The following is a 17,213-nucleotide window of genomic DNA, read 5'->3' on the forward strand; positions in this document are numbered from 1 at the left end:
TCAAAGGGGAGGAATGGCCCCACCTGACCGTGGATCTGAGCGTTAGAGGCCTTGGCGCAATTGGTAGCGCACCTGCTTTGCAAGCAGGGGGTTAGGGGTTCGAGTCCCCTAGGCTCCACCACTTCCTGACCAGCAGTCGTGTGAGGTCCAGCCCACCCCTCGAAATCAGTTCCGCGCGCCCGGGTCGCGGCGCCACACTGGTCGGGTGCTGGGCATCACCGACCTCCCGACCTACCTCGTCGGCCTGGTCCTGATCATCCTGCTGCCGGGACCGAACTCGCTCTACGTCCTCTCCGTCGCGGCACGACGGGGGGTTCGCAGCGGGTACGCCGGAGCTGCGGGGGTGTGGACAGGCGACGCGGTCCTCATGACCCTGTCCGCGGCCGGCGTGGCCTCGCTGCTCCAGGCCAACCCCGCGGCGTTCGCCGTGGTGAAGTGGGCGGGCGCGTCGTACCTGCTCTGGCTCGCGATCGGCATGCTGCGTGCGGCGTGGGGCATCTGGCACTCACGCGTACCGGTCGCCGACCAGATCGCCGACGCGGCCGTCGAGGCCGGCGTGGAGCCGCAGGGACGCGGGGAGCGGCCCTACCGACGGGCGCTGGTGATCAGCCTGCTCAACCCCAAGGCGATCCTGTTCTTCGTGGCGTTCTTCGTGCAGTTCGTCGACCCGGCGTACGCCCACCCGGTCCTGTCCTTCCTCGTCCTCGGCACGCTCGCGACGCTCGCCAGCGCGGCGTACCTCAGCGTCCTGATCTTCGCGGGCACGCACCTGGCAGCAGCCTTCCGCCGGCGCAAGGCGCTGTCGGCGGGCGCGACGTCGGCGGTCGGGGCCGTGTTCGTCGGGTTCGCGGTCAAGCTCGCGCTCGCCTCGGCCTGAGCACCCCCGCACCGACAGTCCCCGGGCCCTTCGGCTCTGGTGCGCGCGGGTGCGGGCGCGCAGGCTGGGTATCAGGACGGCGGCGTGCAACCGGCGCGTAGGCGGTCCCCGAGCCCGAGGAGGTGGGAGGCGGTGGACGGATTCGACGAGGTGGAGAAGGCCGCAGCGGCGCGCGAGGCTCGTGACGCCGTCGGAGCCAGGCAGCACAGGACCAGCAAGAGCGACGAGGTCGAGGCGGCCCTGATGCGCTACCTCGCCGGCGAGACCTACCGCGAGCGTGCGAAGCCCGCCGACACCGCCGACACCGCCGACACCGCCGACTCCGCCGAGGACGCTGGGCGGACGAACCCGGACGAGCCGTCGTGATCCGTGGCGCACATGGCGCGCGTCACGCCCACGCCGGTCGTGCCCACGGGCGCGTCTGACGACTCACCGCCCGGCTGGGACAATCGGGCTCGTGACCGCGCCCCGCCGACCCGGCCTGCTGACCGACCTCGGCGCCGCGGCCCTGACGCTGGTGCTGGTCGCCGTCGCCGGGATGCTCGGGAAGTGGCAGTACGACGCGTGGCAGGCCTCGCGCGAGGCCGAGGCGCGCGACCTCACCGGCATCGCACCGGTGCCGCTGGAGCAGGTGATGGGCAACGACGACCCGTTCCCCGCGCCCGACCTCGGACGCCCCGTCGAGATCGCCGGCGAGTGGCTCGACGGCGGCTTCTGGGTCGCCGACCGCGACCGCGGTGACCAGCCGGGCTACTGGGCGGTGGCACCGCTGCGGACGGGCGAGGCGGCCGTCCTCGTCGTACGCGGGTGGGCGCCGCGACCCGACGCCGAGCTCCTCGCGGTGAGCGGCAGCGAGGAGGTGACGGGCTGGCTGCAGGCACCCGAGGGGAGCCTGGTGACCGACGACGACCCGTCCGACGACGTCTTCCCGGAGATCCGCGTCGCCGACGCCGTCCAGCGCGTCGACCTCGACCTCTACTCCGCCTACGTGATCAGCCAGGAGCCGGCCGCCGGGCTGGAGGAGGCCGAGCTCGAGGCGCTGCCCACCCCCAGCCGGACCACCGGCATCCGCAACCTCCTCTACGCGGTCGAGTGGTGGGTCTTCGGTGCCTTCGCGGCCTTCATCTGGTGGCGCTGGCGGCGCGACGTGACCGCCCCCCAGCTGCCCTCGGCGACGGCGGGATAGGTCGTGCCGGATACCTTTGCCGCCGTGTCCCGCAACCTCACCGCCTACCGCGTGATGGCCGCGATCGTCGGCGTCCTCCTCGTGGTGCTCTGCCTGGTCGGCGTGCCGCTGGCCAACTTCGACGGATCCCCCATGTGGGGCGTCTTCGACAGCACGCCCGCCTGGGTCACCACCGGCTCCGACGCCCAGCACGTCGGCGAGCTGATCACGACCTACCTCGGCGTCGCGCACGGCTGGCTCTACATGATCTTCCTCTTCAGCGCGTTCCTGCTCTCGCGTCGCGCCGGGTGGGACCTGCCGTTCACGCTGGTCACGCTCGCGTGCGGGACGATCCCGCTGCTGTCGTTCTGGGCCGAGCGCCGCGCGACGAGGCGCGTACGGGCCGAGCACCCCGAGCTGGCCTGAACCAGGGTGGCGGGTCACTAGGGTCTGTCCCATGGTGACGGCGTTCGTGCTCGGCGGTGGGGGCGTCCTCGGCGCCGTCGAGGTAGGCATGCTGCGCGCGCTGCTCGAGCGCGGGATCGTCCCCGACCTCGTCCTCGGCACCAGCGTCGGCGCCCTCAACGGCGCCATGGTCGCCCGGCAGCCCGGTCTCGAGGTCGTCGAGCGGCTCACCGAGCTGTGGGCCGCGACCGCCGAGAGCCGCGACGTCTACGGCGACCGTCCGCTGCGCACCGTACGGCGCGCGGTGTCGACCGGCACCCACATCTATTCCTCGACGCCCCTGCGGACACGGCTGGAGGAGGAGTTCGGCGACACCCGGATCGAGGACCTCCCGGTGCGGCTCGAGGTGTGCGCGGCGAGCATCGAGCGGGCGGCTGAGCACTGGTTCACCAGCGGCCCGGTGGTGCCCGCGATCCTCGCCAGCGCCGCCGTGCCCGGCCTCCTCCCGCCGGCCGAGGTCGACGGTGAGCACTTCCTCGACGGCGGCCTGGTCAACTCGATCCCGGTCGGGCGTGCGGTCGAGCTCGGCGCCACCCGGGTCTTCGTCCTCCAGGTCGGGCGGATCGACCGCCCGCTCAAGCCGCCCACGCGGCCGTGGCAGGTGGCGCGGGTCAGCTTCGAGGTCGCCCGGCGACACCGGTTCATGCGCGAGATCGCGGCGATCCCCGAAGGCGTCGAGGCTCACGTCCTGCCCGCCGCCGGCACCTCGGCGCGCGACGACTCGCTGCGCGCCCACCGCGACTTCTCCCGCGTGCAGGGCCGCATCGACGCCACGTACGCCGCGTCGCGGGCCTACCTCGACGACCACCTCGGCGCGTCATGAGACACCCCGCCGTCTGGGCAGTCCGCCGGCTGGTCGTCGCGCCCGCGGTGGTGGCGGCCACCGTGCTGATGTGGGTCACCCTGCCGGGCTGGCTGCTCGTCGCCGCGGCCCTCGCGCCCGTGCTGCCCGGGCGGTGGCGGGCGCTGCGCGTGCTGTGGCTGGTCCTGCTCTACGCCACCTTCGAGACCCTGCTCCTCGCGGTGCTGCTCGGCCTGTGGCTGGCCAGCGGCTTCGGCTGGCGGATCCGCTCGCCCTACTTCGCCGGCATCCACTACGACCTGGTGCAGGGCACGCTCATCGTGTTCTTCCGCGAGGCGCGGCGCGTGCTCGCGCTGCGGATCCGCACCGACGGGCCGCACCCCTCGCGCGCGGTGGACGGTCCGGTGATCGTGATGTGCCGGCACGCCGGCCCCGGTGACTCGTTCATGCTGATGTACGCCCTGCTGCACTGGTACCACCGCGAGCCGCGGGTGGTGCTGAAGAACACCTTGGCGTGGGACCCCGCCATCGACGTGATCCTCAACCGCGTCCCGGCGCGCTTCATCTCCCCCAACCCGGCGGCCGGCGAGGACCTCGAGTCGCAGATCGCCTCGCTCGCCGAGAGCCTGGACGCCAACGACGCGTTCGTGATCTTCCCCGAGGGCGGCAACTTCACCCCCGAGCGCCGCGACCGGGCGATAGCCCGGCTCAGGAAGCTCGGCCTGGAGCGGATGGCGGCGCGTGCCGAGGAGATGGTGCACGTGCTGGCGCCCCGCCCGGGCGGCGTGCTCGCCGCGCTCGAGGCCGCGCCCGACGCGGACGTGCTGATGGTGGCCCACACCGGCCTCGACCACCTGCTCACCGTCGGCGACCTGTGGCGCGAGCTGCCGATGGACAAGCAGATCACCATGCGGTGGTGGCGGGTCGCGCGCGAGGACGTCCCGGCGGACCGCGACGAGCGCATCGACTGGCTCTACGGCTGGTGGGAGCGCATCGACGCGTGGGTCGAGGACAACCGCCCCGCCTGACCCCCGCGGGAGCGGTGGTCCACCCGCGTCCGGGGGCCGCGGAATGTGGGTGGACCACCGCCGCCGGGCGCGTACGGGCGTGGACACGACTCGGGCGGTGCCCCACCCACCTTCGCCAGTCGGCGAATGTGGCTGGAGCACCGCCCGGAGCGGCGTACGCGGTGGTGCGGTGGCTCAGTGCTTCTTCGGCACGTCGTCGATGTCGATGACGTCGGCGGGCGCGTCGGGCGTGGTGGCGGGGTGCGCCTCCTCGACCGAGTCGCTGATCGCCTCGCCCGGCTCGCCGCCGCCGGTGTCGTCGGTGGCCGGCGGGTCGACGGTCACGACGTCGTCCGCGCTGACGTCCCCGGTGGCCTCGGGCGGCAGCGGGTCGGTGAGCGGGTCACCGCCCGGCGCCGCGGAGGTGCTCGCCGGCGAGGCGGGCGTGGGCGGCGGGGTCGGAGCGGCGGGCGTGGCCGGCTTCGGGGGCGCCGGGGGCACGTAGGTCGACTGCCAGTTCGCCTCGGCGTCCTGCTTGCCCTTGAGCTTGCTGAACACGAAACCGCCCACGGCCAGCAGGCCGGTGAGGAGCAGGAACTTCTTGAGCTTGCCGCCCTTGGGCTCGGGCTCGACGCCGCGCAGCTCGTTGACCTTGGCTGCCGCGAGCTCGCGACCCTCGGCCGCACGCTCGGCGGCGAGGGAGGCGGCGACGGCCGCCTTGTCAGCGGCGTTGGCGCGAACCTCCGCCAGCAGGGGGGCGGCCTTCTCGCGGGCCTCCGCGGTCTTCGCGGCGGCGACGGCGGCGCCCGCGGTGGCGGCACCGGCGGCCTTCGTGCGGCCGTCGGCGATCAACGGCTGCGCCTTCTCGCGCGCCTCGGCGATCGCCGGTCCGGCCTTCTCCACCGCCTGTTCCCAGGCTGACTCCAGCTGGGGGACGACGGTGTCGGTGACGGTCTCGGTGACCTGCTCGACGTAGTCCTGGGCCCGGTCCATCAGGGTCTTCTTGCGGCCGAAAGGCATGCGTGACCTCCTCAGTCAGTGTGCGTCCATCTCACCATGGGCACCCTGACGCGACCAGCCCCGTCCGGGTGTGGGGGGCGCGTGGCAGGATCGGGTCGCACACCGACATCACTCGAGAGGCACATCCCATGGCCGACCTGAAGGCGACCCTGAAGACCAACCGGGGCGACATCGTCATCGACCTCTTCCCCAACCACGCGCCCGAGACCGTCGAGAACTTCGTCGGCCTGGCCGAGGGCACCAAGGACTACCGCGACGACGCGGGCCGCACCGGCGAGAAGTACTACGACGGCCTCGGCTTCCACCGAGTCATCGAGGGCTTCATGATCCAGGGCGGCTGCCCGCTCGGCACCGGCACCGGCGGCCCGGGCTACACCTTCAAGGACGAGATCCACCCCGAGCTCGTCTTCGACAAGCCCTACCTGCTGGCCATGGCCAACGCCGGCCCCGGCACCAACGGCTCGCAGTTCTTCATCACCGTCGGCGCCACCCCGTGGCTCAACCGCAAGCACACGATCTTCGGCGAGGTCGCCGACCAGGCCAGCCGCGACGTCGTCGACGCGATCGCCACCACCCCCACCGGTGCGATGGACCGCCCGCAGGAGCCCGTGGTCATCGAGTCGGTCACGATCGAGCGCTGACCACCTCCTGACCGACACCTGTCCGACACCTGACCGACGCCCCCGACCCCGATGACCCAGCCGCCCGAGAGGCCGACTGCCGACCAGGCCGCGGCCGGGGTGCCGACGTGCTACCGGCACCCCGACCGCGAGACCTGGATCCGCTGCCAGCGCTGCGACCGGCCGATCTGCCCGGACTGCATGCGTGACGCCGCGGTGGGCTTCCAGTGCCCCGACTGCGTCAAGCAGGCCAACAAGGGCTCGCGCCAGAACCGCGCGATGTACGGCGGGGAGCGCAGCGCCGACCCCCGGCTGACGTCGTTCGTCATCATCGGGATCAACGCGCTCGTGTGGCTGGCGATCACCGCGACCGGGGGCAACCGCTCCCGGGTCGTGGAGCTGTTCGCGCTCCGGCCCAACGGCTACTGCGCGCCCGGCGACGGCTACATCTACGACCAGGGCCACCCGCTGTGCGCCAGCCCGGCCGTACGGGAGGTCGCCGGCGTCGCCGACGGCGCCTGGTGGCAGCTGATGACGAGCGTGTTCACCCACGTCGAGATCTGGCACGTCGCGCTCAACATGTTCGCCGTGTTCATCCTCGGGCCCACGCTCGAGGGCATCGTCGGTCGCACCCGGTTCCTCGCGATCTACCTCGTCAGCGGCCTGGCCTCCTCGGCGCTGGTGATGTGGCTCAGCTTCGAGTACGGCGCGACGGTCGGCGCCTCGGGCGCAATCTTCGGGCTCCTCGGGGCGCTGCTCGTGGTCGCCCGCAAGGCGCGGCTCAACGCCCAGTGGCTCGTGCAGAACCTCGTGCTCGGCGCGGTCATCACCGTCGTCGGCTGGCGGATGATCTCCTGGCAGGGGCACCTCGGCGGCTTCCTCGGGGGTGTCGCGGCCGCGGCGATCGTGGCGTACGCCCCGAAGGCGCAGCGCTCGCTCGTGCAGTGGGTCGGGCTCGGTGCCCTGGCCGTCGTGCTGGTCGTCCTCGCGCTGGTGCGCGGCGCGTCCCTGACCTGACCCGAGCCTCCGGGCCGACAGCCCCCGTCCCTCGTCGTACGACGCGGAGGCGGGGGCTGAGTCGTACGCGCGGGTGGCCGCCGATTTCCCACAGGTGTGCACACAGGTGTGGATAACTACAGGCGTGTAATTCTCCACAGGCGTTGTCCACAGTGGGGATATCTCGGGCCCAGCCCACGGTCCCTGAAATCGACTCGAGCGGTGAGAGAGACGCCTTCCCTTCCCCAGGAAGGCGCCTCACTCACCGCTCGAGGCGACGAATGGTCGGCCCGGTCACCGGGCCGAGGGAGAACCTACTCCCACTTGGTCGCGAAGCTGAAGCCGACCGCCATGAACGCGATGCCGACGACCAGGTTCCACTGGCCGAGGTCGTTGAAGACCCACAGCGCCGAGAGGTCGTCGGAGAAGACGTAGAAGGTGCAGATCCACAGCAGGCCGACCAGGAAGCAGCCCAGCATGCCGGCCACGACGCCGCGGCCACGGCCGAGCGGGGTGGAGGGGTGCGCCGAGATCATCAGGCCGAGCATCAGCAGGCCGAAGCCGATCGCGTAGTTCCACCGGCCGAGGTCGGAGACCGCCTGCGGGCTGCCGTCGACAGGTGGGAAGGCCAGCGGGTTGCCCCGGCCCTGGACGTAGTAGAAGACGATCCAGCCGATGCCGGCGACGACGAGCAGCAGGGCGACCAGGAACCTCGGGCTGAAGAGCGTGCTCCTCTGCTCGGTGGTGACCGTCGGGGACTTGGACACTGCAGCTCCTGTGGCTCGGCTGATCGGTCCCGGCGGCTCGTGGCGCCGGGCACGGGCGCCGCGGCGCCCGCCGGGGGGTTAGCGTAGTCGTCATGCCCTCCCCGTCCCACTCGTCCCCCACGCGTCGTCGCGCGTGGCGCGTCGCGACGCCGGTGGTCGTGCTGCTGAGCGGGGTGCTCTTCGCGGTCAGCGCCGAGCAGAGCGACGGTCTCGACCTTCGCGGCGGACGGCTCACCGACCTCGCCTCCGTCGTGCGTGCCGAGCGCGACGAGGCGGCCGAGCTCACCGCGCAGGTCGCCGACCTCAACGCCGAGGTGGAGGCGCTCAGCACCCAGCTCGGCGACCGCTCCGTCGGACGGGTCCAGGAGAAGATCGCGACCCTCGTCGACCCGGCCGGCCTCACGGAGATCGCAGGGGCGGCCGTGCAGGTCACCCTCGACGACGCACCGGAGGAGGCCCGGCTCGCCTACGAGGGCGACCCCAACGACCTCGTCGTGCACCAGCAGGACATCCAGGCGGTCGCGAACGCGATGTGGAGCGCCGGCGCCGAGGCGGTCACCATCCAGGGCCAGCGGCTGATCTCGACCACGGGCATCAAGTGCGAGGGCAACCAGGTGACCCTCCACGGCATCCCCTACTCGCCGCCCTACGTCATCGTCGGCATCGGCGACACCGCCCGGATGGAAGCCGAGCTGACCACCGACCCGATCCTCGCGACCTACCGCGACTACACCCAGATCCCGGGCGGCGGCGTGTTCTGGGACATGGCCGGGCTCGAGTCCGCGGTCGCCCCGGCGTACTCCGGCCTCCTCGACCTCACGTACGCCACCCCGATGGCCGGCTGACCGGCCTCAGCCCCGCTGCCGCGGGACCGGGGTCTCGGTCGGGGTCTCGGTCGGGAGCGGCGTCTCGGTGGGCGTCTCCGTCGGGGTCTCCGTCGGGACCTCCGGCTCGGCGGGCTCCTCGTAGGCCGAGACGAAGATGGTGATGGTCGAGCCCTGGTCGGCCGTGCCGCCGGACGGGATGATCTGGTCGACCACCGTCCCCTTGGGCTCCGTCGAGGTCGGGTCGGTGCGGACGTCGGCCACGAAGCCGGCGTCGCGGATGGCGCGCACGGCCTCGCGCTCCTGCAGGCCGCGTACGTCGGGGACCTGCTCGGGACCGTCGGAGAACACGAGCGTGATCGTGGTGCCCTCCGCGACCGAGGTCCCGGCGGCGGGGTCCGTGCTCAGCACCTGGAAGCGCGGCTCGTCGGAGTCCTCCTCCTGGAAGCGCACCTTCAGCCCCTGGTCGAGCATCGCGGCCCGCGCGTCGCGGCGCAGCGTGCCGACGACGAACGGCACCTCGACCTCGGGCCTGCCCAGCGAGAGGACGAAGTCGATCGAGGAGCCCGGGTCGACGAAGACGTCGCGCGCCGGGTCCTGGGAGATCACCCGGTCGGCCTCGACCGTCTCGGAGGTCTCGCGGGTGATTCGGCCGACCCGGAAGCCCTGGTCGGCGATCTCGAGCCGGGCCTCCTCCTCGGTCAGGCCGACGAGGTTGGGCACGGGGTCGCGCTCCGGCGCGTCGTCGAAGAGCATCCCGTTGAGCAGGTAGGCCCCACCCGCGAGCAGCGCGAGGACCAGGATCCCGCCGAGGACCCACCAGGCGGCGCGGCCGCGGGACGGCTCGTCGCGCCGCGGGGGCGGGGCGGCGGCCATCGTCGAGGTGGCGTCGGCCGGCGGGACGGCGGGCACGTGCTGGGTGTCCGCCGGAGGCGGCACGACCGCGGGCGCCTGGATCGGGTGTCCGGACAGGTAGCGCTCGATGTCGGCCCTCATCGCCGCGGCGCTCTGGTAGCGGTCCTCGACGCGCTTGGCGAGCGACTTCATCACGATCGCGTCGATCTCGGGGTCGAGCTGGTCGTCGAGGTCGGACGGCGGGGCGGCCTGCTCGCGCACGTGCTGGTAGGCCACGGCCACGGGGCTGTCGCCGACGAAGGGCGGGCGGCCGGTGAGGAGCTCGTAGAGCAGGCAGCCGGTGGAGTAGACGTCGGAGCGCGAGTCGACGGTCTCGCCGCGGGCCTGCTCGGGGGAGAGGTACTGGGCGGTGCCGACCACGGCCGCGGTCTGGGTCATCGTGGAGGAGGCGTCGGAGATCGCGCGGGCGATGCCGAAGTCCATCACCTTCACGTCACCCGACGGCGTGAGCATCACGTTGCCGGGCTTGATGTCGCGGTGGATGATCCCCGCGCGGTGGCTGTAGTCGAGCGCCGACAGCACGCCGGCAGTGATCTCGAGCGCCCGCTCAGGGAGGATCTTGCGGCCCTCGCGCAGGATGTCGCGCAGCGTACGACCCTCGACGCACTCCATCACGATGTAGGGCTGCGCGACCCCGGAGCCGTCGGTGGCCATCTCCTCGCCGGTGTCGTAGGTCGAGACGATGGCGGGGTGGTTGAGGGACGCCGAGGACTGGGCCTCGCGGCGGAACCGGGCCTGGAAGGTGGCGTCGCTGGCGAGGTCGGTGCGCAGCCGCTTGACCGCGACGGTGCGCCCGAGCCGCTGGTCCTTGCCCTTGCGGACCTCGGCCATGCCGCCGCGTCCGAGGAGCTCGCCGAGCTCGTAGCGGCCGCCGATCAGCGTCGGCTCCGACTGCGTCATCCTTCGCTGCCACCTTCCTCGTCGTCCTGCTGTCCCGGCGGGACCTTGCCCCAGTAGCTGACCGTGACCTGGTCGCCCTCCTGCAGGGTGCCACTGGGCTCCACGGACTCCACGACGTCGTCGGGCTGGTCGCCGGGGTTGTCCAGCTTCACGCCGACCGGCTCGAGGCCGAGGTCGCGCAGCTCCTTCTCCACGTCCTTGCGGTCACGCCCGACGTAGGCCGCCGGGTCCACCTCGACCGTGGCCGGCTCGGTCTCCGTCGGCGTCTCCGTGGGCGTCTCGGTCGGGGTCTCCGTCGGGCTCTCGGTCGGGGTCTCGCTGGGAGCCTGGGTCGGGGTCTCGCTGGGCGTCTCGCTCGGGGTCGGAGACGTGGCCTGCTCGTCGGCGTCGCCCCGGGTGCCGAGCCAGACCGCGAGGAGCACCGCGGCCAGCACCGCCGCGATGCCGAGCAGCAACGGCCACGGCGTCGTACGGCGGCGCGAGGACGACGGCACAGGGGCGGGGGACGGGTCGGGGGACGGGGCGGGGGTGGGCGCGGGACCGGCGGCCGGCATGACCTGGGTCGAGCCCCCGTCCGGGACGACGGCGGGTGCCACGACGGTGGCGGCGCCGGCCACAGCGGCGACGGACGCGGGGTCGCGCAGGGCCCGGGCGAAGGCCGCCCCGTCGGCGAAGCGGTCCTCCGGCGCCTTGGCCAGCCCACGCCGTACGACCGCCGCGAGGTCGGCGGGCACCGCGCCGGGCAGCTCGGGGACGGGGTTGCGCAGGTGCGCGACCGCGGTGGCGACGGGGGTGTCGGCGACGAAGGGCTTGCGGCCGGCCAGGCACTCGAAGGCCACGACGGCGAGGGAGTACACGTCGGAGGCGGCCGTGGCCGTGCCGCCCTCGGCCTGCTCGGGGGAGATGTAGGCGGGGGTGCCCATCACCTCCCCGGTCTGGGTGAGGGCCATTCCCTCGGCGGCGCGCGCGATGCCGAAGTCGGTGACCTTGACCCGACGGTCGGGGGTGACGAGGAGGTTGGCGGGCTTGACGTCGCGGTGCACGATGCCGGCGGCGTGGGCGACGCCGAGCGCGTCGGCGGCCTGCGCGAGCAGCGCCTGGGTGGCGGCCGGGTCGAGCGGCGCACCGGGTCGCAGCAGTGCGGAGAGCGGCTGACCCTCGACGAGCTCCATCACCAGGTAGGGCCGCGGGGTGCCCGACCCGTCGTCGAGGGTGCGCTGGCCGTAGTCGAAGACGGCGGCGATGCCGGGGTGGTGCAGCGCGGCGGCATGCCGGGCCTCGGTCTCGAAGCGCGTGCGGAAGAGAGCGTCGTCGGCGTACTCGCTCTTGAGCACCTTGACCGCGACCGGCCGGTCGAGGACGGTGTCGCGGGCCGACCACACCTCGCCCATGCCGCCGGTGGCGATCCGCGACTCGAGGACGTAGCGGCGGGCCTCGTCGACGTGGCCTCCGGGAGCGAGCGCGGTCACCGGTTGATCACCGCCTCCATCACCGACTTGGCGATCGGGCCGCCGAGCCGGCCGCCGCCGATCTCGTCGGGGGAGGTGTCGCTCGACTGGACGAGGACCGCGACGGCGACCTGGGGGTCGTCGGCGGGCGCGAAGGAGACGAACCAGGCGTACGGCGGGCGGTCCCCGGTCGACTGGGCGGTGCCGGTCTTGCCCGCGACGTCGAGCCCGGGGATCTGCGCCGGGGACGCGGTGCCCGACGCCACCGTGGCGACCATCATCTCGGTGAGCTCGTCGGCGGTGCTGCTGGAGATGGCCTTGCTGATGCTGGTGGGGTCCGTGCGGTCGAGGACCGACAGGTTGGGCGCGCGCACCTCGTCGACGACGTAGGGGCGCATCACGTCGCCGTCGTTGGCGATCGCCGCGGCCACCATCGCCATCTGCAGCGGTGTCGCGGTGACGCTGGACTGCCCGATCCCGGACAGCGCCGTCTGCGGGGCGTCCATGTCGCGGGGGTAGAGCGACTCGGCCTGTCCCGGGAGGTCCTCGAGCGCGGTGGAGTTGAAGCCGAACGCCTCGGCCTGGTCGGCCATCGCCTCGGTGCCGAGCTCGTTGGCGAGGCTGAGGAAGGTGACGTTGCACGAGACCTGGAGGGCCTGGGTCATGGTGATGCGCCGGCCGCCGCAGTTGCCGCCGTCGTAGTTGGGGACCGTCGTGGTGGACTGCGGCAGCTGGTAGCGGAAGCCGCCGGGGACCATCGACTCGGCGTCGTAGTCGCCGGACTCGATCGCCGCGGCCGCGGTGACCAGCTTGAACGTCGATCCCGGCGGGAGGGTCGTGCCGATGGCGCGGTTGATCAGCGGGTCGCGCGGGTCGTTGTTGAGCTGCTCGCCCAGCTCGGCCACGGCGCCGAAGTCGTGGGAGGCGAAGTTGTTGGGGTCGAAGGTCGGGGTCGAGACCATCGCCAGCACCCGGCCGGTGGTGGGCTCGAGCGCCACGACCGCTCCCTGGGCGTCACCCGGCAGGGCGTCGAGGCCCGCCCAGGCCGCGTCCTGCGCGGCCGGGTCCACGGTGAGCTGGACGTTGCCGCCCTGCGGGTCGGTGTTGCTGAGCATGTCGACCAGGCGGGTGACGAACAGGCGCGAGTCGTCGCCGGCGAGGACGGCGTTCTGCGAACGCTCCACCCCGGTCTGGTTGAACCACGAGAAGTAGCCGGTGATCGGCGCGTACTTCAACGGCTGGGAGTAGGTGCGCTGGAACTTGTAGCGGTCGTCCGAGGGCACGCTGCGCGCTATCGCCTCCTTGCCGACCAGGATCGCGCCGCGCTCGCGGGAGAACGTGGCGGTGATGATCCGGCGGTTGCGCGGGTCGTCGGAGAGGCTGTCCGCGCGGACGTACATCAGGTAGGTCGAGTTGACCAGCAGCGCCATGAAGAGCACGAGGCAGAAGACCGAGACGACGCGGATGGGCTTGTTCATCGCAGCTTCACCACCTGGGTGGTCTCGCTGTCGGCGCCGGAGTCGTCGACGGGCTCGAGGCGGGGGGCGGGGCGGCGGGCCTGGTCGGAGACGCGCAGCAGCAGCGCCACCACGACCCAGTTGGCCACCAGCGAGGAGCCGCCGTAGGACAGGAACGGCGTGGTCAGGCCGGTCAGCGGGATCAGCCCGGTGACGCCGCCGATGACGACGAACACCTGGAGGGCGACGATCGCGCCGAGTCCGACCGCCAGCAGCTTGCCGAAGCCGTCGCGCGAGATGAGCGCGATGCGCAGCGCCCGCTCCACGATCAGGCCGTAGCAGAGGATGATCGCCATCACCGCGGTCAGCCCGAGCTCCTCACCGATGGTGGACACGATGAAGTCGGAGTAGGCGAAGGGGACCCGCTCGGGGAAGCCGTTGCCGAAGCCGCGGCCGATGAGACCGCCCCAGCCCTGGCCGAACAGGGCCTCGACGAGCTGGAAGCTGCCCGGGGAGTCGTCGTAGTAGTCCATCGGGCGCAGCCAGAAGTTGAAGCGGTTCTGCACGTTGCCGACGAAGGTGTACGCCGCGAGCGCGCCCGCACCGAACAGCAGACCCCCCACGACGAGCCAGCCGGGACGCTCGGTGGCGACGTAGAGCATCACCAGGAACAGGCCGAAGAACAGCAGCGAGGAGCCGAGGTCGTTCTGCAGGACCAGGATCATCATCGACACCCCGAACATCGCCATGATCGGGCCGAGGTCGCGCCCGCGCGGGAGGTCGACGAAGACCACCCGCCGACCCGCGAGCGCCAGCGCGTCGCGGTGGAGGACGAGGTAGCCGGCGAACGCGATCACCAGCATCACCTTGGCGACCTCGCCGGGCTGGAAGCTGAAGCCGGCGACGTTGATCCAGATGCGGGCGCCGTTGATCTCGCGACCGACGAACGGCAGGAAGGGGAGGATCAGCAGCAGGATGCCGGTCAGGCCCGCGGTGTAGGTGAAGCGCTGGAGCACCCGGTGGTCGCGGAGCAGGACGAGCGTGGCGATGAACAGCACCACGCCGAGCGTCATCCAGGTCAGCTGCTGGCGGGCGAACGTGTGCTGGTCCAGGCCGTTGGCCTCGTAGGTGAGGTCGAGTCGCCGCAGCACCGCCAGGCCCAGGCCGTTGAGCGCGGCCACGAGTGGCAGCAGCACCGGGTCGGCGTACGGAGCGACCAGGCGCACCGTCACGTGGGCGGCCACGATCAGCGCCGTCAGCCAGCCGCCGTAGCCGACGAGGTCGGCGGGGACGGTGCCCTCGACGCCGAGCCCGACGGCGGCGTAGGCGCCGATGCCGACCACGAGGGCGAGCACGAGCAGGAACAGCTCCGCGCCCCGGCGGCGCCGGTGCACGAAGCCCATCAGGGATCCGGGATGACTCATCGCGTCACTCGCCTCACCCCGGGTCGACGTCCTGGCGTGCGGCGTAGTTGTCGACGGTCTGCCGCGCCTCGTCGAGGTCGTCGGCCTCGATGCCCTGGCGGATCTGCTCGGCGTCGATGTCGCTGAGCAGGTCGAGCTCGACGTCGGTGGTCTCGTAGGCGTGGGACAGCGAGATGCCCGGCAGGTCGGCGTCGATCCCGCGGAAGATGGTGACCCGGCCGTCCTGCTCGGCGACGTAGAACTGCTGCTGGCTCCACGCCCAGCCGGCGGCGATGACGACCCAGGCGATGCCGACCAGCACGGCCACCACGAGCAGGCGCCGCAGCCAGGCGTAGCGACCGGGGTCACGCGGGGCGTAGCGGGCGGCCTCGGGGTCGATCGGGTCCGCGACGTAGGCGCCGGGCGGCACGTCGTCGGGGATCGGGGCGATCTCGCCGGTGTCGCCGGAGCGGTGCCCGCGGAACAGTCCGCCCACCGCGCCACCGACCGCGCCGCCGAGCGGCAGCCGCCGCGGCAGGTCGGCGGCGGCGCCCACGAGCAGCGGCGCGAGGTCCTCGGGCGGCGCCTCGTCGGAGACGTCGGCGACGATGCAGGTGACGTTGTCGGTGCTGCCGGCCTCGAGGCTCGCGCGTACGAGCTCGACCGCGGCGAAGTCGGGGGTCCCGCTGGAGAGGATGTCGGCCATCCGCTCGTGGGTGAGGGTGCCGCACGCGCCGTCGCTGCACACGAAGATCCGGTCGCCGGGCTCGGCGGGGAACTCGAAGAGGTCGGGCTCCTCGTGGCGCACGCCGTCGAGCGCCTTGAGGATGAGGTTGCGGTGCGGGTGCGTCCGCGACTGCTCCTCGGTGATGCGGCCCTCGTCGATGAGCGACTGGACGAAGGTGTGGTCGTGGGTGAGCTGGCGCAGCTCGCCGCGGCGGTAGAGGTAGGCGCGGCTGTCGCCGATGTGCCCGATGCCGAAGCGGGTGCCGTCGAAGAGCGCGACCGTGGCGGTGGTGGAGGTTCCGTTGAGGTCGGGGTCCTCCTCGACGAGCTCGGCGATGCGGTCGTCGGCGCGGTGCACGGCGCCGGCGAGCTGGCCGAGGATGTCGTCGTCGGGCTGCTGGTCGAGCTTGCGCAGGGCCTGCACCGCCGTGCTCGAGGCGAGGTCGCCGCGCACGGCGCCGCCCACGCCGTCGCACACGGTGAGCAGCCAGGGGCCGGCGTAGCCGCTGTCCTGGTTCTCCCGGCGCACGCGCCCGACGTCGGAGATCGCGGAGTAGTGGAGGTACATCACTTCCGCAGCTCCAGGATCGTCTTGCCGACGCGGACCTGGACGCCGAGGCCGATGGTGGTGGGCTGGGTGATGCGGACCGGGCCGACGTAGGTGCCGTTGGTGGAGCCGAGGTCCTCCACGAACCACTCGTCGCCGCTGGCCGCGACCCGTGCGTGGCGGGTGGAGACGTAGTCGTCGTCGAGCTTGATCGCGGCGTCGCTGCCGCGGCCGATCAGCAGCGGTGCGTCGGTGAGCTCGGCGCGGATGCCGGCGTTCTCGCCCTCGACCACGAGGAGGTGGGTCGGCGCGCCGCGGCGGGGCTTGCGCGGCTTGCCGTTGGACTTGCGGCTCGGGGCGGGGGCGCCGCCGCGTGCGGTCTCGGGCACCCGCGCGCCGAACATGTCGGAGCGGATCACCGAGATCGCGGAGAGCACGAAGATCCAGAGGATGGCCAGGAACGCGATGCGGATCAGGAACAGCGTCAGCTCAGACATTCCAGCCCCCGGCCTCGTCGCGTCCGCCGTCGATGCGCACCGTCATCTCGGTGTGGCCGATCTTGATGGTCGAGCCGTCGCGCAGCCGGGCGCGGGACACCTTGGTGCCGTCGACCAGGATGCCGTTGGTCGAACCGAGGTCGACCGCCTCGACGCCGTCGATGGTGACCTCGAGCTCGAGGTGGCGTCGGCTGACGCCGGGATCGTTGATCCGCAGGTCCGCCTCGGTGCCACGGCCGATCACCAGGCCCGGCGGGCGGAGCGGGTGCCGGGTGCCGTTGACCTCGAGGGTGGCGTGGGAGGAGCGCGTACGGGTGCGCTGGTCGTTGTCGGTGACGCTCGCCTGTGCCTTCGAACGGATCCGGAAGCGACCGGTGGTGAGGTCGTCGGCCGCGTCGAAGGCGATGCTCACCGGGCCGGTGAAGACGTAGCCCTGCGCGTCGGCGTGGTCCTGGAGCTGGTCCACGAGGTCCTGCTCGAGCGCGCGGCCGAGGCCGACGATGCGCTCGAGGTCGGTGCCGGACAGCTCGACGTGGAAGTCGTTGGGCACCAGGCGGCGCTGGCGGCTGAGCACCTGGGCGTTGTTGTCGCACTCGCGCTGCAGGGCCGCCGCGATCTCGACGGGCTGCACCGCACTGCGGAAGGCCCGGGCGAAGACCCCGGAGATGACGCTCTCCAGCCGGTGCTCGAATCGCTGCAGCGGGTTCATCGTCAGGCCTCCTCTCGTCGCGCTGGGGTCGCACCGTCGTGGTGGGCAGGCTTCACACACCGCCCGGC

General features: G+C 72.4%; 18 protein-coding genes and 1 tRNA gene. 10 read left to right on the forward strand and 9 right to left on the reverse strand.

Features of this window, described 5'->3' with window-relative positions; translation table 11 throughout:
- Positions 1 to 45 precede the first annotated feature (45 nt).
- From IE200_RS03025 to IE200_RS03055, 7 genes are all read left to right on the forward strand, one after another.
- Positions 46 to 121: transfer RNA gene (locus tag IE200_RS03025), tRNA-Ala, on the forward strand.
- 84 nt (positions 122 to 205) lie between these two features.
- Positions 206 to 877: a leucine efflux protein LeuE gene (leuE, locus tag IE200_RS03030; RefSeq protein ID WP_191277851.1), complete on the forward strand. Its 672-nt coding sequence runs from the start codon at positions 206 to 208 to the stop codon at positions 875 to 877.
- A gap of 132 nt (positions 878 to 1,009) precedes the next feature.
- Complete coding sequence (locus tag IE200_RS03035; protein ID WP_191277852.1) at positions 1,010 to 1,243, forward strand: hypothetical protein; 234 nt, start codon at positions 1,010 to 1,012, stop codon at positions 1,241 to 1,243.
- 91 nt (positions 1,244 to 1,334) lie between these two features.
- Positions 1,335 to 2,063, forward strand: a complete 729-nt coding sequence (locus tag IE200_RS03040; RefSeq protein WP_191277853.1) for an SURF1 family protein — start codon at positions 1,335 to 1,337, stop codon at positions 2,061 to 2,063.
- Between the two features lie 24 nt (positions 2,064 to 2,087).
- Positions 2,088 to 2,468 (forward strand): DUF3817 domain-containing protein, encoded by a 381-nt coding sequence (locus tag IE200_RS03045; RefSeq protein WP_191277854.1) that lies wholly within the window; start codon positions 2,088 to 2,090, stop codon positions 2,466 to 2,468.
- A 31-nt stretch (positions 2,469 to 2,499) separates the two neighbouring features.
- Entirely contained in the window at positions 2,500 to 3,330 is an 831-nt protein-coding gene (locus IE200_RS03050; protein WP_191277855.1) for a patatin-like phospholipase family protein, read from the forward strand.
- The gene (locus IE200_RS03055; RefSeq protein WP_191277856.1) at positions 3,327 to 4,337 is read left to right on the forward strand and encodes a lysophospholipid acyltransferase family protein; all 1,011 of its coding nucleotides are present in this window, start codon (positions 3,327 to 3,329) and stop codon (positions 4,335 to 4,337) included. The genes IE200_RS03050 and IE200_RS03055 overlap by 4 nt, the downstream gene beginning before the upstream one ends.
- 174 nt (positions 4,338 to 4,511) lie before the next feature.
- On the opposite strand, the gene IE200_RS03060 is transcribed toward IE200_RS03055, so the two are convergent.
- Positions 4,512 to 5,336, reverse strand: a complete 825-nt coding sequence (locus tag IE200_RS03060) for a hypothetical protein (protein WP_191277857.1) — start codon at positions 5,334 to 5,336, stop codon at positions 4,512 to 4,514.
- 128 nt (positions 5,337 to 5,464) lie between these two features.
- Here IE200_RS03060 and IE200_RS03065 point away from each other — a divergent pair, with 128 nt between their 5' ends.
- Both IE200_RS03065 and IE200_RS03070 read left to right on the forward strand, forming a co-directional pair.
- Positions 5,465 to 5,977 (forward strand): peptidylprolyl isomerase, encoded by a 513-nt coding sequence (locus IE200_RS03065; RefSeq protein WP_191277858.1) that lies wholly within the window; start codon positions 5,465 to 5,467, stop codon positions 5,975 to 5,977.
- A 51-nt stretch (positions 5,978 to 6,028) separates the two neighbouring features.
- Positions 6,029 to 6,973 (forward strand): rhomboid family intramembrane serine protease, encoded by a 945-nt coding sequence (locus tag IE200_RS03070; protein WP_191277859.1) that lies wholly within the window; start codon positions 6,029 to 6,031, stop codon positions 6,971 to 6,973.
- A gap of 293 nt (positions 6,974 to 7,266) precedes the next feature.
- On the opposite strand, the gene IE200_RS03075 is transcribed toward IE200_RS03070, so the two are convergent.
- On the reverse strand, positions 7,267 to 7,719 hold the full coding sequence (locus tag IE200_RS03075) for a cell division protein CrgA (RefSeq protein ID WP_191277860.1): 453 nt from the start codon (positions 7,717 to 7,719) through the stop codon (positions 7,267 to 7,269).
- Between the two features lie 92 nt (positions 7,720 to 7,811).
- On the opposite strand from IE200_RS03075, the gene IE200_RS03080 reads away from it, so the two are divergent.
- Positions 7,812 to 8,564, forward strand: a complete 753-nt coding sequence (locus IE200_RS03080; RefSeq protein WP_191277861.1) for a DUF881 domain-containing protein — start codon at positions 7,812 to 7,814, stop codon at positions 8,562 to 8,564.
- A gap of 6 nt (positions 8,565 to 8,570) precedes the next feature.
- Here the strand turns inward: IE200_RS03080 and pknB are convergent, their stop codons facing one another.
- From pknB to IE200_RS03115, 7 genes are read right to left on the reverse strand one after another with little or no spacing between them, the layout of a single operon-like run.
- Positions 8,571 to 10,358, reverse strand: coding sequence for a Stk1 family PASTA domain-containing Ser/Thr kinase (gene pknB, locus IE200_RS03085; RefSeq protein WP_191277862.1), 1,788 nt, complete (start codon positions 10,356 to 10,358; stop codon positions 8,571 to 8,573).
- On the reverse strand, positions 10,355 to 11,827 hold the full coding sequence (locus tag IE200_RS21000; RefSeq protein ID WP_191277863.1) for a serine/threonine-protein kinase: 1,473 nt from the start codon (positions 11,825 to 11,827) through the stop codon (positions 10,355 to 10,357). Before IE200_RS21000 ends, pknB begins: the two co-directional genes overlap by 4 nt.
- Complete coding sequence (locus tag IE200_RS03095) at positions 11,824 to 13,284, reverse strand: peptidoglycan D,D-transpeptidase FtsI family protein (protein ID WP_191277864.1); 1,461 nt, start codon at positions 13,282 to 13,284, stop codon at positions 11,824 to 11,826. Before IE200_RS03095 ends, IE200_RS21000 begins: the two co-directional genes overlap by 4 nt.
- Positions 13,281 to 14,687, reverse strand: a complete 1,407-nt coding sequence (locus tag IE200_RS03100) for an FtsW/RodA/SpoVE family cell cycle protein (protein WP_191277865.1) — start codon at positions 14,685 to 14,687, stop codon at positions 13,281 to 13,283. The genes IE200_RS03095 and IE200_RS03100 overlap by 4 nt, the downstream gene beginning before the upstream one ends.
- Positions 14,688 to 14,700: 13 nt before the next feature.
- Entirely contained in the window at positions 14,701 to 15,960 is a 1,260-nt protein-coding gene (locus tag IE200_RS03105; protein ID WP_191278152.1) for a PP2C family protein-serine/threonine phosphatase, read from the reverse strand.
- A complete protein-coding gene (locus tag IE200_RS03110) occupies positions 15,960 to 16,436 on the reverse strand; it encodes an FHA domain-containing protein FhaB/FipA (RefSeq protein WP_191277866.1) in 477 nt (158 codons plus the stop codon). Before IE200_RS03110 ends, IE200_RS03105 begins: the two co-directional genes overlap by 1 nt.
- A complete protein-coding gene (locus IE200_RS03115; protein ID WP_191277867.1) occupies positions 16,429 to 17,145 on the reverse strand; it encodes an FhaA domain-containing protein in 717 nt (238 codons plus the stop codon). The genes IE200_RS03110 and IE200_RS03115 overlap by 8 nt, the downstream gene beginning before the upstream one ends.
- Positions 17,146 to 17,213 lie beyond the last annotated feature (68 nt).

Source organism: Nocardioides flavus (ex Wang et al. 2016), assembly GCF_014653115.1.
In the GTDB taxonomy this organism is placed as follows: domain Bacteria; phylum Actinomycetota; class Actinomycetes; order Propionibacteriales; family Nocardioidaceae; genus Nocardioides; species Nocardioides flavus.

Coding starts and splice junctions, on each gene's coding strand:
- IE200_RS03050 (WP_191277855.1), top strand. CDS start 2,500: ATGGTGACGGCGTTCGTGCTCGGCGGTGGGGGCGTCCTCGGCGCCGTC.
- IE200_RS03055 (WP_191277856.1), top strand. CDS start 3,327: ATGAGACACCCCGCCGTCTGGGCAGTCCGCCGGCTGGTCGTCGCGCCC.
- IE200_RS03060 (WP_191277857.1), bottom strand. CDS start 5,336: ATGCCTTTCGGCCGCAAGAAGACCCTGATGGACCGGGCCCAGGACTAC.
- IE200_RS03065 (WP_191277858.1), top strand. CDS start 5,465: ATGGCCGACCTGAAGGCGACCCTGAAGACCAACCGGGGCGACATCGTC.
- IE200_RS03070 (WP_191277859.1), top strand. CDS start 6,029: ATGACCCAGCCGCCCGAGAGGCCGACTGCCGACCAGGCCGCGGCCGGG.
- IE200_RS03080 (WP_191277861.1), top strand. CDS start 7,812: ATGCCCTCCCCGTCCCACTCGTCCCCCACGCGTCGTCGCGCGTGGCGC.
- pknB (WP_191277862.1), bottom strand. CDS start 10,358: ATGACGCAGTCGGAGCCGACGCTGATCGGCGGCCGCTACGAGCTCGGC.
- IE200_RS03095 (WP_191277864.1), bottom strand. CDS start 13,284: ATGAACAAGCCCATCCGCGTCGTCTCGGTCTTCTGCCTCGTGCTCTTC.
- IE200_RS03100 (WP_191277865.1), bottom strand. CDS start 14,687: ATGAGTCATCCCGGATCCCTGATGGGCTTCGTGCACCGGCGCCGCCGG.
- IE200_RS03105 (WP_191278152.1), bottom strand. CDS start 15,960: ATGTACCTCCACTACTCCGCGATCTCCGACGTCGGGCGCGTGCGCCGG.
- IE200_RS03110 (WP_191277866.1), bottom strand. CDS start 16,436: ATGTCTGAGCTGACGCTGTTCCTGATCCGCATCGCGTTCCTGGCCATC.
- IE200_RS03115 (WP_191277867.1), bottom strand. CDS start 17,145: ATGAACCCGCTGCAGCGATTCGAGCACCGGCTGGAGAGCGTCATCTCC.